This window comes from Erythrobacter sp., from assembly GCF_036351135.1.
In the GTDB taxonomy this organism is placed as follows: domain Bacteria; phylum Pseudomonadota; class Alphaproteobacteria; order Sphingomonadales; family Sphingomonadaceae; genus Erythrobacter.
Genome location: NZ_JAZBON010000013.1, coordinates 134,521 through 146,661, shown reverse-complemented (window position 1 = coordinate 146,661; position 12,141 = coordinate 134,521). Strand labels below are relative to the sequence as shown.

Genomic DNA, 12,141 nt, shown 5'->3' with positions numbered 1-12,141 from the left:
CCGCCCTCGCCCCCAGCCGTGGAAACGCCGGCAGCCGAGACGCCGCCCGCGCCCGAACAGGTCTGGAGCTTGGCGCAGGAGGCTGCGCCAGAGGAGGAGATTGTCAGCGTCGCCGAGGGTGCGAAGGAAGGGCTCGCGGCACAGAGTGATACGCTCGGCGCGCTGATCACGACGCTCGACGGCTGGGCGCTGACGCTCGGTTCGGTCCGTATCTCCGTGTTCGACGTCCTGTTCCTGCTGGCGACGGTCGGCCTGGTCATCACCGCCGCCTGGTTCGCCACCCGGATCGCGCGCAAGCTGCTGCGCGATGCCTCACGCTTCGACGAGGCGCAAAAGGTGCTTGCGGAAAAGATCGCGACCATCCTCATCTGGACGCTCGCTTTCTTCATGACGGTCGATCTCGTCGGCATTGATCTCACCGCGCTTGCCTTTTTCGGCGGCGCCTTCGGCCTTGCCATCGGTTTCGGCCTGCAGAAGACCTTCGGCAACCTGATCTCGGGCATTCTGCTGCTGCTCGACAAGTCGATCAAGCCGGGCGACGTTATCTCGGTCACCGATCAAGCGGGCAACGAGGCGGTGGGCCAGATCCGCAAGATCGGCATCCGTGCGATTTCGGTCATTACCCGCGACCAGACCGAGCACCTTATCCCCAACGAGAACCTGATGGTGAACCAGGTCGTTAACTGGAGCTATTCCAGCCGCGACGTTCGCGTGAAGGCGCCGGTGGGCGTGACCTATGACAGCGATCTCAGGCTGGTCACCAAACTGCTCTACCAGGCGGTCGACGACACCGACCGCGTTCTCACCCGCCCCAAGCCGCGCGTCAACATCATGGAGTTCGGGGACAGTTCGGTGAATTTCGAGGTTCGCTTCTGGATCGAGGACCCGGAGGAGGGCCTCGCTAACATCCGCAGCGACGTCTACATGCGCATCTGGGATCTGTTCCAGGAGCACAACATTGAAATCCCCTTCCCGCAGCGCGACCTGCATCTGCGCTCCTCGGAACAGCTCGACAGGCTGGTCGAACTGATGACCGCTCGGCAGGCACAACCCGAATAGCGGCCTTAGCCGCACGGGCGATAGCTCTGCTTGCGGCGGGGCAATCCATTCTCGCTGGCGCGCTTTGCCCGGCCGAGCCATCTCGCTTGGGCTATGGAGAACGGCACCATCTATCTCGTCGGCGCAGGGCCCGGCGATCCCGACCTTCTCACCCTGCGCGCCGCGCGGCTGATCGAGCGCGCATCGATCATCGTTCATGACGGGCTGGTGAGCGCGGACATTCTCGCCCTCGCATCGCCCTCGGCGCGGCTTATCTCCGTCGCCAAGAAACGCTCGCACCACACGCTGCCGCAGGACGAGATAAACCGCCTGTTGATCCGCGAGGCGAAGGCGGGACGCGACGTCGTGCGGCTGAAGGGCGGAGATCCGCTGATCTTCGGGCGCGGCGGCGAAGAGGCGGAGCTTGCCCGTGCCTGCGGCGTGGAGGTCGAGATCGTGCCCGGCATTTCCGCCGCCAATGCAGCCGCCGCCGCCGCGCAGATCGCGCTCACCCACCGCGACGCCGCCAGTATCGTCAGTTTCGTCGCGGGCCAATGCAAGGGACTGTCCGACCAGAACTGGACCGGGCTCGCCGGCAAGGGCCGCACGCTCGTCATCTATATGGGCGTCAAGACTGCGCCACAGATTGCGGAGAAGCTGATGGCGGACGGCCTTTCCCCCGACATGCCTCTCGCCATCGTCGAAAACGCCTCGCGTCCCGAGATGCGCATGATCCGGGGGCTGTTGGCGGAACTGCCCGATCTGGTTGCCGCACATCGGATCGGCAGCCCGGCGCTGATCGTGATCGGCGAGGTCACTGCGCGCAGCGATGCCGAGCTCGCCGCGCAGGCGGCGGAGGCGGCGGCGTGAGAATACTCACCGGAAATGACCTCAAGACGGGCGATGTCGTGTGGTGGACCGGCAGCGGCTGGTCGCGCCATGTCGACGAGGCCATCGATGCAGGCGAGAAGGCCGAGGAGATCCTTGCCGCCGAGGAAGCGGCGCGCCGGGTCAATGTGCCTTACGTCATCGAAGCCACTTGCGAGGAGGATGGCAGCATCCGCCCCGCCCATATCAAGGACCGCATCCGCGCGCTCGGCCCCACCGTCCGGCCCGACTTGACACTGAAACCCAAAGACCCCGAAGCCATCGACTGGGTGATCTGATGTATCGATACGACAATTACGATCAGGCCATGGTCGATGCCCGCGTCGAGGAGTTTCGCGATCAGACGCGTCGCCGCCTCGACGGGTCGTTGAGCGAGGATCAGTTCAAGCCGCTTCGCCTGATGAATGGGCTCTACCTGCAGCTTCACGCCTATATGCTGCGCGTCGCCATCCCCTATGGCACGCTCAACTCCAGACAGTTGATTGCGCTCGGCGATATCGCCGACAAATACGATCGCGGCTACGGGCACTTCACCACCCGGCAGAACCTGCAATACAATTGGGTCAAGCTCGCCAACGCGCCCGAAATCCTCGCCGATCTCGCCAAGGTCGAGATGCACGCGATCCAGACCAGCGGCAATTGCATCCGCAACATCTCGTCGGATCACTTTGCCGGGGCCGCCGCCGACGAGCTGGTCGATCCGCGCCCCTATGCCGAGCTGCTGCGCCAGTGGTCGAGCTTTCACCCGGAATTCACTTATCTGCCGCGCAAGTTCAAGATCGCGGTGATTGCCGCGGAAAAGGACCGCGCGGCGATGCGGCTGCACGATATCGGCATTCAGATCGTCGAGCGGGACGGGGAAATAGGTGCGCGTTTCTTCGTCGGGGGCGGTATGGGCCGCACCCCGATGATCGCGCCGATGATCCGCGAGTTCGTCCCGCTGGATCAGCTCGTCACCTATGCCGAGGCCTGCCTGCGCGTCTACAATCGCTACGGCCGCCGCGACAACAAGTACAAGGCGCGCATCAAGATCCTCGTCCACGAGCTTGGCGCGGAGGAATATACCCGCCAGGTAGAGGAGGAATTCGCGCACCTGCTCAAAGTCGGCGTCGAGCCGCCGCGCGAAGAGCTCGAACGGATCAAGGGCTTCTTCACCGAACCACCCTTCGAGGATGGGCCGAAGCAGGTCGATCGCTCCGACCCCGATTTCGCGCTCTGGCTGCGCAACAACACGCATCGCCACAAGCATGACTGCTACGTCTCTGCCGTCATCTCGCTGAAGCCCGTCGGCGGCATCCCCGGCGATGCGAGCGGCGAGCAGATGCGGCTGATGGCGCGGCTCGCCAAGGAGTACAGCTTCGACGAATTGCGCATTATGCACACGCAGAACGTCGTTCTGCCCCATGTCAGGATCGCGGATCTTCCCGCGCTCTGGACCGCACTCGATGAAGCAGGCCTCGGCGCGTCCAACATGGACACGATCGAAGACATGATCGCCTGTCCCGGCCTCGATTATTGCAGCCTCGCCAATGCCCGTTCGATCCCGCTTGCGCAGCGTATCAGCGAGCGGTTCGATGCAGCGGGCAAGACCGAAAAGCTTGGCGAATTGAAGCTTAAGATCTCGGGCTGCATCAATGCCTGCGGGCACCACCACGCTGGCCATATCGGCATTCTGGGCGTCGATCGGAAAGGCGTCGAAAACTACCAACTCTCGCTCGGCGGCTCGGAGGCGGAGGATGTCAGTCTCGCCAAGATCACCGGCCCCGGCTTCACCGAGGACGGCGTGATCGAGGCGGTGGAGAAAGTGACCGACGTCTATCTTGAGCGCAAGGAGGGCGAGGAACGCTTCCTCGACACCTATCGCCGGATCGGCATGGAGCCGTTCAAGGAGGCGCTTTATGGCTGACCGGGACGCTTTCGACAGCGAAGCCGGATCGCTCGGTGCCAGTCCGGACGCCGTGCAGTTCCGTTTTCGCGAGGACGACATGGCGGGCGATGCCACCGTGACGGTCGACGCTTTCCTCGCGCAGTCCGATGCGAGTGCGGTACGGATCGAGCCAGGCGACGATACGCGCGAGCTCCTGCCCCATCTTGCTCGCCTGACTCTGGTCGAGGTCAATTTTCCGAGCTTCGGCGACGGACGCGGCTATTCCGCCGCCCGCATCCTGCGAGAGGAAGGCTATCGCGGCGAATTGCGCGCCGTCGGCGATATCGGCGTCGACCAGCTGAGCCATATGCGCCGCTGCGGCTTCGACGCCTTCGCCCCCGAGCGACCGCTGGGCGAAGCGGACGCCGAGCGCGCTTTGGCGACCTGGGACAACGTCTATCAGCACGCGGTGGATACGAAGCTCGGCGCATGGCGCACCATCGCGCAAAAGCGCCACGGAGCGGGCGCATGAACAAACCCGAAGCGCCGCTCACCACAGGCGAAGCGCGCGCCCGCGCGCTCGATCGGCTAGATGCGACCCCCCGCTTCAACGAGCACAACGCGGTGCGCCTCAACCGGATGTTTCGCGGTTCCTCGACGCAGGAGATGCTCGAAGGCGTGATCGGCGGCGATCTCGCCGGCGATGTCGCGACCGTCTCCAGCTTCGGTGCCGAAAGCGTGGTGCTCCTCCACCTGCTCGCCGAAGTCGATCCGGGCATCCCGGTGCTGTTTCTCGAGACCGGCAAGCATTTTGCCGAGACGCTGCGCTACCGCGACGAGGTGGTCGAACGGCTCGGCCTTACCAACCTGATAAACCTCACCCCCGATATCGTCGAACTTGCGGAAAAGGACGAGAGCGGTCTGCGCTGGTCCTACGATCCCGACGGGTGCTGCGAAATTCGCAAGGTGAAGCCGCTGGCGCAGGCGCTCGCGCGGTACGATGCGAGCTTTACCGGACGCAAGGCGTTTCAGTCGCAGACGAGAGCCAATCTCCCGCGTTTCGAGATCGACAATTCCGACGCGCAGGGACGGCTCAAGATCAATCCGCTGATCGATTGGAGCGCCGAGGATATCGCCGCCTATTTCGCAGCGCACGATCTGCCGCGTCACCCGCTGGTGGCGCGCGGCTTTCCCTCGATCGGCTGCGAGCCGTGCACCCACAAGGTGGCGCCGGGCGAAGACCCTCGCTCGGGCCGCTGGAAGGGCTGGGACAAGACCGAATGCGGCATTCACAAGCCGGGCGAGGAACCGTTCCTGTAGACCGCGCTCGCTCGGGCGCTTGTTAGAGCCAGCCCTCGGCCTTGTACCATTCGGCCGTCATAGCGAGACCCGCCTCGCCATCCCACACCGCGTGCCACAGCGAGCGCGGCGGGGCCTTGCGCGGATCGCACACCCAGTCCTCGTGCAGCATGTAACCGACGCGGTCCTGCGTGAGCTTCGCCTTGTTGCCGCGCAGGAGGCCGTCCAATTGCGCGCCGAGTTTCATCACCGGCGCCGGCAATGGCGCCGCGACCGCGCCGGGATTTCCGACCGCCTCGCCGATCATGCGCGCCAGTTCCCTGTGCTCGTAGCCGAAGGCATTGTCGTCCCAGGGCTCGTAGGTCGCCCCGCGCGCCAACGCATTCGGTGCGGCAAGTGCTACCAGCAATCGCGCGAGATCCTCGACATGGATCAGCGAACTACGCCCCTTTGGCGGAACCGGGACGACGCCCAGCTTCGCCGCCTTGAACAGCTCGAGATAATCGCGGTCGCCAGGCCCATAAACGCCGGGCGGACGCACGATCGTCCAGTCGAGGCGGCTTTCGCGCACGAGCGCTTCGGCCCGCGCTTTGGAAGCGCCATAGGCGGACAGATCGGGCTCGCGGGCGGACAGGCTCGAGACGAAGACGAAACGGCTCACGCCGCCCTCCCGCGCCGCGGCCAGCATATTGGCGGTGCCTTCGACATTGGCCGCATCGAACCGCTCGACATTGCGCGTATTGGTGAGTCCTGCGACATGGATGACCGCCTCCGCCCCCTCGACAAGGGCGGTGAGCGTGTCGGTGTCGTCCAAAGTTCCGCGCACCCAAGCGATGCGTTCGCGCGGTCGCTGTTCGCGGCGGGTCAGCGCACTCACACGGTGGCCCTTCGCAAGCGCTTCCTCGAGCACGGCGTGCCCCACGAAGCCGGTCGCCCCGGTAATCGCGATCCTCATATCCGCACCATATGGTCGCGGTGAACCACCGCGGCGCGCGGCGCGTAGCCCAGTATTTCCGGCTGCTCATCCTGTTTCGATCCGCGCAGGGCCCGGCACTCGGCGGCGCTGTATTCGACGAGGCCCTGGCCCAACCTTTCGCCGTCCGGTCCGTGCAGGCTGACGAGCGCGCCGCGCTGAAACTCGCCTTCGATCCGGGTCAGGCCGGCCGCAAGCAGACTGGCCCCGTCGCCGAGCGCGGCGGCGCATCCCGCATCGATATGCAACGCCCCTTCCGGCGCGATCCGTCCGCCAAGCCAGGCCTTGCGCGCATTGTCGCTGCGGACGGGCAGGAATAGGGTGCCGCGCCCGCTATCGATGGCGCGCGACAGCGGCGCGGACTGCGTTCCGTCTGCAATGCCGAGGACGATCCCGGCGCGTTCGGCTATCTTAGCGGCTTTCAGCTTCGCGGCCATTCCGCCGGAGCCGATGCCGGACGGCGATGCGCCGCCCGCCATCGCCGCGATCCGCTGTGTCACCCCTTCGACGCGCTCGATCAGCCGCGCGCCTTCCTCGGCCGGGTTGCGGTCGTAGAGCCCCGCGACATCGGACAAAAGCAGCACCGCGTCCGCGCCGCAGGCCTGCGCCACCCGGACCGCCAATCGGTCATTGTCGCCGAAGCGAATTTCCTCGGTCGCCACGCTGTCATTCTCGTTCACCACCGGGACCGCACCCGCCTCCAGCAACCGTTCGAGCGTTGCCGCGGCGTTGAGGTAGCGCCGCCGATCTTCAAGGTCGCCCAGCGTCACCAGCATTTGCGCTGCGATCAGGTCGTGCTCGCCCAGTGCCTGCGCCCATAATTGCGCGAGCGCCACCTGCCCGATCGAGGCTGCGGCTTGCGCATCGGCAAGGTTCGCGCGGGGTCTTGCATTCAGCGCCAGCCGCGCCGCGCCGAGCGCGATTGCGCCCGAGCTGACCACGACGATCTGCGTCCCGCGCCCCCGCGCCGCCGCGAGATCGTCCGCAAGCGAGGCGAGGAAATCGCGGTTCGGCTTGCCTTCGTTCACCAGCAGCGCGCTGCCAACCTTGACGATCAATCGCCGCGCCCGGGCAAAGTCGGCAAAGCCAGTCAGATCGGCGACCATTCGTCGCCGTCCTCTTCGCTTTCCTCAATTTCGGCGGCATTGGTCTCGGTCGCCGTGCGATCGGGCAGATAGGTCAAAACCGCGTCCAGCAGCGGCTCGATACCCTCACCGGTGGCCCCCGACACCGTAAAAACCTCGTCCGCTCCTGCCGTACGCAGCTCGTCGGCGAAGGCCGCGCCAAGTTCTGCATCCGCAAGATCGAGCTTGTTCAGTGCGACGAGCTGCGGCTTGTCCTCGAGCCCGGCCCCATAGGCGGCGAGCTCCTCGCGCACGACGCGCATCGCCTGTGCCGGATCCTCGCCAGCAATGTCGATCAGGTGGATGAGCACGCGGCAGCGTTCGATATGGCCGAGAAACCGGTCGCCGATCCCCGCGCCATCAGCCGCGCCTTCGATCAGGCCGGGTATGTCGGCAAGCACGAATTCGCGTCCCTTGTGTCGCACCACGCCGAGCTTGGGGATGAGCGTGGTGAAGGCATAGTGCCCGACCTTGGCCCGCGCATTGGAGACGGCATTGATGAAGGTCGACTTGCCCGCATTGGGAAGTCCGACAAGGCCAACATCGGCGAGCAGCTTGAGCCTAAGCCAGACCCACATCTCCTCGCCCGGCTCGCCCGGCTGATGTTGGCGCGGGGCGCGGTTGGTCGCGCTTTTGTAGGAGGCGTTGCCGCGCCCGCCCAGCCCGCCTTCCAGGAAGGTCACACGCTGGCCGACCTCGGTGAAGTCGGCGAGCACATCCTCCCTGTCCTCGGACAGGATTTGCGTTCCGACCGGCACTTCAATGACGAGGTCCTTCGCGCCCGGACCGGTGCGGTCCTTGCCCATCCCGTGGCCGCCGCGCGCCGCCTTGAAATGCTGCGCATAGCGAAAGTCAATCAGCGTGTTGAGCCCCTGCACCGCCTCGAACACGATGTCTCCGCCCTTGCCGCCATTGCCACCGTCGGGGCCGCCATATTCGATATATTTCTCACGCCGAAACGACACCGCGCCCGGCCCGCCCGCGCCCGATTTGAGGAAGATTTTCGCCTGGTCGAGAAAATGCATGGCTTCCCCTAATCGCAAGCGAGGTCGAGCGCCACTGTGAAGCGGACGCGATTGATTGGAACGAAAGAACGACGCGCAAAGCGTCGCAAGCGCGACTGCGCGCCCGCAGGTGCCCTGCAGGAAGCGCAGCGACCGAAAGGAACAGCACCGAGGAAAATGAAAAGTTGGTGGAGCCGAGCGGAATCGAACCGCTGACCTCGTCATTGCGAACGACGCGCTCTCCCAACTGAGCTACGGCCCCAGGCGAAGCGCGCGATAGCGTGATCGCGCAAGCCTCGCAAGCATAGGTTGCATCGAATTCGTCAGGCCCCGCGCGAACCGTCTATTGCCCGCCGGGACCACCGGTGTCGCCGGCAGCGCTCGCCTCGTCCTCCTCGCTGGCGACCGGTTCGACGATTGGCTCCGAGATGACGTTCTCACGGACGGGAACAACAGGTACGGCGGCCCCCGTTTCCGGATCGGTCACCGCACCTGCCTGAACGCCGGGCTGTGCCAGCGTTTGAGCCGGATCGCCCTGCGAGCTCGGAATGACGACACCGCGTGCACGCGCGCGCTGGGTCGCCACCCAGCCGGGCTGCGACGCTCCATAACGCGCACCATAACGGCTGTCCCAGTCGGCGGACTGGCGCTGATAGGTCTCGTATTCTTGGAAGAAAAGTTCGAAGGGCTCCTGGACCAGCGCAAAATTGTCCATTGCGAAGGCAACGGGATCGGTGGGCGGCGCAATCAGCGCGCGATTGGCGATATCGAGCACGGCGCGGCAGAAGCGCGCCCTTGCCGGCGGCAGAGCAAAGAAATTGTAAACCGCGGTCATTTGCTGCTCACGCGCCAGGATGCCGGGCCGCCGCCCGCCATTCTCTTGCCGATAGCGCGTGTCGATCTCGTCATTGACGGACTTTAGGGCGCGCGCGTGATCGCTGATATAGGCGCTGTAGGCGTCCAGGATTGGCTGATATTCGGGCGCGGTGCAATTGAGCGCGGCAACGTTCCAGGCCGAGCGGAAATGCCAGACCTTCTCGTTGTCGGTGAGGCCGGTATTAACGGTCTGACGCTGCCCGGCGATGTTCCGGATCGGGATATCCATGACATAGGTCGCCCCGCCTGGCGGGATCGGGCGATAGGGCACGCGCTCGACCACAGGCGGCGGGGGTGGCGGCGGCGGCGGGGGTGGAGGCTCTGGCGTCGCGCAGGCGGCGAGCGCGGCGAGGCCGGCTCCGACGACAGTCAGCCGGACGGGGCTGCCGCCTGCGGACTTAGCGGGCCGATGCTGCGCCGAACCTGTGTTGAATGTGCTTCCCATTTACGCCTCTCGCTTCCCCGTCACCCAGGGTAATGTTGTCTTGACTGTCCGCGGCCCCGCCAGTCCGAGACCTTGTCTGCATTCCAGCCTGCCGGCCCGTCGCTTTCTTTCGGCAAGCAAAAGGGCCGTCACCTTTTTCCATTGAATTCCACGATGGGGCTGCGATCCTTGACCCATGATGAAGCCGCGCGCGGCCCTCGCCCTGCAATGGCTCGGCTTGGAGATTGTCGCGCCGGCGAGCTCTATCCGCCTATGCCAAAGCAAATGCCCGAAGCCTATGGTCGGGCTCCGGGCATTGCATTGTTTCAACAGTTTAGATGCGTTCCAGAACGCTGGCCTCTTACCGGTTACTCGCGGCTGCCGAGGAACTGCAGCAGGAACATGAACATGTTGACGAAGTCGAGATAGAGGCTCGTCGCGCCCATGATCACGGCCTTACCCATGAAGGCCGTGCCGCGCAGATGCTGATAGTCGCGCTTCAGCCGCTGCGTATCGTAAGCGGTGAGGCCGGCGAAGATCAGCACGCCGAGCCCGCTTATGACGAAGGCCATCGCCTCGGACTGCAGAAACCAGTTGACCACCATGGCGACGATCAGACCGATCACGCCCATGATCAGGAACGAGCCGAAACCCGACAGATCCTTCTTCGTGGTGTAGCCCCACAGCGACAGACCGGCGAAGGCCGCGGCGGTCGCGAAGAAGGTAACCGCGATGGATTCGCCGGTGAAGACGAGGAAGATCGTCGACATCGACAGACCCATCACCACGGCGAAGGACCAGAAGATCGCCTGCAAAGTACCTTCGCTCATCTTGTGAAGCCCGAAGCTCATCGCCATGATGAAGCCGAGCGGCGCCAGCGCCACGATCCACATCAGCGGACCGCTGGCGAATGCATAGGCGAGGCCGGTCGCGGCAGCGCCGGCCGCCACGATACCAGTCAACAACACGGCCGAAGCCATGTAATTGTAGATTTTGAGCATGTACGAGCGCAGGCCCGCATCGTACGTTTCGCCCGCGGCAAGCTCTCCGCCCGCGCGCGGCACCGAGCCGAAAGCGGCATTGGTGCGGGTAGTGTCTTTCCAGTCAGACATTTTGGATCCCTTGTCTCCAATTCCGGCGCAAAGATATGCGCCTTCTCAATGTGCAATATCGGGCTTTCGGCCGATGTTTTCAAGCGAAACCGGAGCCCATATCGCGAATTCGGTTCATGTTCTGATGGCTAAGGCTTAACAGAACCTTTCAATCGCTCGAACTGGACAGCGCCGCGCCGCGATCGCGGGTAGCGGCAAGGGTTGCGGTCAGGAGCTTTGCGAGCGCCCCGTCCTCGTCGAGCACATTCAGCCCTTCGCGCGTCATTCCGCCCGGGCTCGCGACCCTGTCGGCGAGTTCACCCGGTGTAAGCTCGGACCCCGCGGCAAGCGACGCGGCGCCGTCGACCATGGTCAGGGCAAGCCGGGTCGCCTGTCCGCGCTCGAGCCCCAGTTCCGCAGCCGCCTGCGCAAGAGCGTCGATGAAACGGTAGACGAAGCCCGGCCCCGAACCGGCCAGCGCAGTGACGAGATCGAACGCGCTTTCCTCCTCGATCCAGACGGCGAGGCCCAGCGCATCGAACAAGTCGAATGCCGCGCTGCGCTCCGCGGCGTCCAGTCCTTCGCCAATCAGCGCAACCGGCGACTTGCCGATCCGCGCGGCGAGGTTGGGCATGACCCGCACACGGCCGAGCGCTTCTGGAAAGGCGGCCTGCAATTGCGCGAGCGTGAGCCCGGCGAGCAGCGAATAGAGCGGCACGCCTCGCGTAAGGCCCTGAAGGCCACCGGCAAGGCTGCCGAGCTGCTGAGGCTTGAAGCCGAGCATCAGCCGGTCATGCTTACCCGCCTCTTCGGCCTCGCGTACATCGCGATAGAGCGCGACGCCGGGGGGCGCTTCATTAAGGGCGGGATCGAGAACGGCGAAGCGTTCGGGCGAAAGGCCGTCGGCAAGCCAGCCCACCAGCATCGCGCCGCCCATATTGCCGCATCCAACGATCAGAAGCTGCTGCATTTCGGCCACTCCCTTATCGAGGCGCGCCTTCCTTACGCCTCGCCCGCCGCATCGACCATGGCGGCGTCGAGCGCATCTCGCGGCGCCTTGTCGCCCCACAACACGAACTGAAACGCGGGGTAGAACCGGTCGCATTCGTCGATCGCATTCTCGACCAGCGCCTGCGCCTGCTGGATCGAGAGCATGCCCTCGTCACCGAGCAGCGCGCCGTGGCGATAGATCAGCACGTCTCCCTGCGACCAGATGTCGAAATGGCCGAGCCAGACCTGTTCGTTGACCAGGCTGAGCAATTCATAGGCGCTCTGCTTCTTCTCGGTCGCGACGCGAATGTCTGGCAGGCAGAGGAATTGCAGCACATTGTCCGCCGCGCGCCAGATCGCGCGCAGCTGATATTTCGCCCAGCTGCCCTGCACTTCGCCGACCATCTCGTCGTCGGCGACCACCTCGCAGTCCCAGCCGCGCGCCTCGAACAGCGCGGCGAGCATTTCGACGGGGGCCGCGTCGTCGTCGGCGGCGAGTTCGGGTTCGCGGGCCATCATCGGCGCGCCTTCGGGGAGGGGTTTGCGTTGTCCATTGCCGTGACGAAT

Annotated in this window: 13 protein-coding genes and 1 tRNA gene; 6 read left to right on the top strand and 8 right to left on the bottom strand. The window is 64.9% G+C overall.

The window, feature by feature from the left end:
- Window positions 1-18: 18 nt before the first annotated feature.
- The 6 genes from V2I30_RS04260 (at window position 19) to V2I30_RS04235 (ending at window position 5,113) form a co-directional block, all read left to right on the top strand.
- Complete coding sequence (locus tag V2I30_RS04260; RefSeq protein ID WP_330660837.1) at window positions 19-1,059, top strand: mechanosensitive ion channel family protein; 1,041 nt, start codon at window positions 19-21, stop codon at window positions 1,057-1,059.
- A 93-nt stretch (window positions 1,060-1,152) separates the two neighbouring features.
- A complete protein-coding gene (gene cobA / locus V2I30_RS04255; RefSeq protein WP_330660836.1) occupies window positions 1,153-1,908 on the top strand; it encodes a uroporphyrinogen-III C-methyltransferase in 756 nt (251 codons plus the stop codon).
- Entirely contained in the window at window positions 1,905-2,204 is a 300-nt protein-coding gene (locus V2I30_RS04250) for a DUF2849 domain-containing protein (RefSeq protein WP_330660835.1), read from the top strand. Before cobA ends, V2I30_RS04250 begins: the two co-directional genes overlap by 4 nt.
- Complete coding sequence (locus V2I30_RS04245; protein WP_330660834.1) at window positions 2,204-3,832, top strand: nitrite/sulfite reductase; 1,629 nt, start codon at window positions 2,204-2,206, stop codon at window positions 3,830-3,832. The genes V2I30_RS04250 and V2I30_RS04245 overlap by 1 nt, the downstream gene beginning before the upstream one ends.
- Window positions 3,825-4,325, top strand: a complete 501-nt coding sequence (locus V2I30_RS04240; RefSeq protein ID WP_330660833.1) for a DUF934 domain-containing protein — start codon at window positions 3,825-3,827, stop codon at window positions 4,323-4,325. The genes V2I30_RS04245 and V2I30_RS04240 overlap by 8 nt, the downstream gene beginning before the upstream one ends.
- Window positions 4,322-5,113, top strand: a complete 792-nt coding sequence (locus V2I30_RS04235) for a phosphoadenylyl-sulfate reductase (protein ID WP_330660832.1) — start codon at window positions 4,322-4,324, stop codon at window positions 5,111-5,113. The genes V2I30_RS04240 and V2I30_RS04235 overlap by 4 nt, the downstream gene beginning before the upstream one ends.
- Window positions 5,114-5,135: 22 nt before the next feature.
- Here the strand turns inward: V2I30_RS04235 and V2I30_RS04230 are convergent, their stop codons facing one another.
- The 8 genes from V2I30_RS04230 to V2I30_RS04195 all read right to left on the bottom strand — a co-directional run bounded on the left by V2I30_RS04230 (window position 5,136) and on the right by V2I30_RS04195 (window position 12,093).
- Complete coding sequence (locus tag V2I30_RS04230) at window positions 5,136-6,047, bottom strand: NAD-dependent epimerase/dehydratase family protein (protein WP_330660831.1); 912 nt, start codon at window positions 6,045-6,047, stop codon at window positions 5,136-5,138.
- The gene (proB, locus tag V2I30_RS04225) at window positions 6,044-7,171 is read right to left on the bottom strand and encodes a glutamate 5-kinase (protein ID WP_330660830.1); all 1,128 of its coding nucleotides are present in this window, start codon (window positions 7,169-7,171) and stop codon (window positions 6,044-6,046) included. Before proB ends, V2I30_RS04230 begins: the two co-directional genes overlap by 4 nt.
- Window positions 7,156-8,214: a GTPase ObgE gene (gene obgE, locus V2I30_RS04220; RefSeq protein WP_330660829.1), complete on the bottom strand. Its 1,059-nt coding sequence runs from the start codon at window positions 8,212-8,214 to the stop codon at window positions 7,156-7,158. Before obgE ends, proB begins: the two co-directional genes overlap by 16 nt.
- 165 nt (window positions 8,215-8,379) lie before the next feature.
- Window positions 8,380-8,455 (bottom strand) — tRNA-Ala (locus V2I30_RS04215).
- An 81-nt stretch (window positions 8,456-8,536) separates the two neighbouring features.
- Entirely contained in the window at window positions 8,537-9,514 is a 978-nt protein-coding gene (locus V2I30_RS04210; protein WP_330660828.1) for a hypothetical protein, read from the bottom strand.
- Between the two features lie 347 nt (window positions 9,515-9,861).
- Window positions 9,862-10,605 (bottom strand): Bax inhibitor-1/YccA family protein, encoded by a 744-nt coding sequence (locus V2I30_RS04205; RefSeq protein WP_330660827.1) that lies wholly within the window; start codon window positions 10,603-10,605, stop codon window positions 9,862-9,864.
- Window positions 10,606-10,753: 148 nt separating this feature from the next.
- The gene (locus V2I30_RS04200; RefSeq protein WP_330660826.1) at window positions 10,754-11,554 is read right to left on the bottom strand and encodes a pyrroline-5-carboxylate reductase family protein; all 801 of its coding nucleotides are present in this window, start codon (window positions 11,552-11,554) and stop codon (window positions 10,754-10,756) included.
- 32 nt (window positions 11,555-11,586) lie between these two features.
- Window positions 11,587-12,093, bottom strand: a complete 507-nt coding sequence (locus V2I30_RS04195; RefSeq protein WP_330660825.1) for a YbjN domain-containing protein — start codon at window positions 12,091-12,093, stop codon at window positions 11,587-11,589.
- Between the last annotated feature and the right edge of the window lie 48 nt (window positions 12,094-12,141).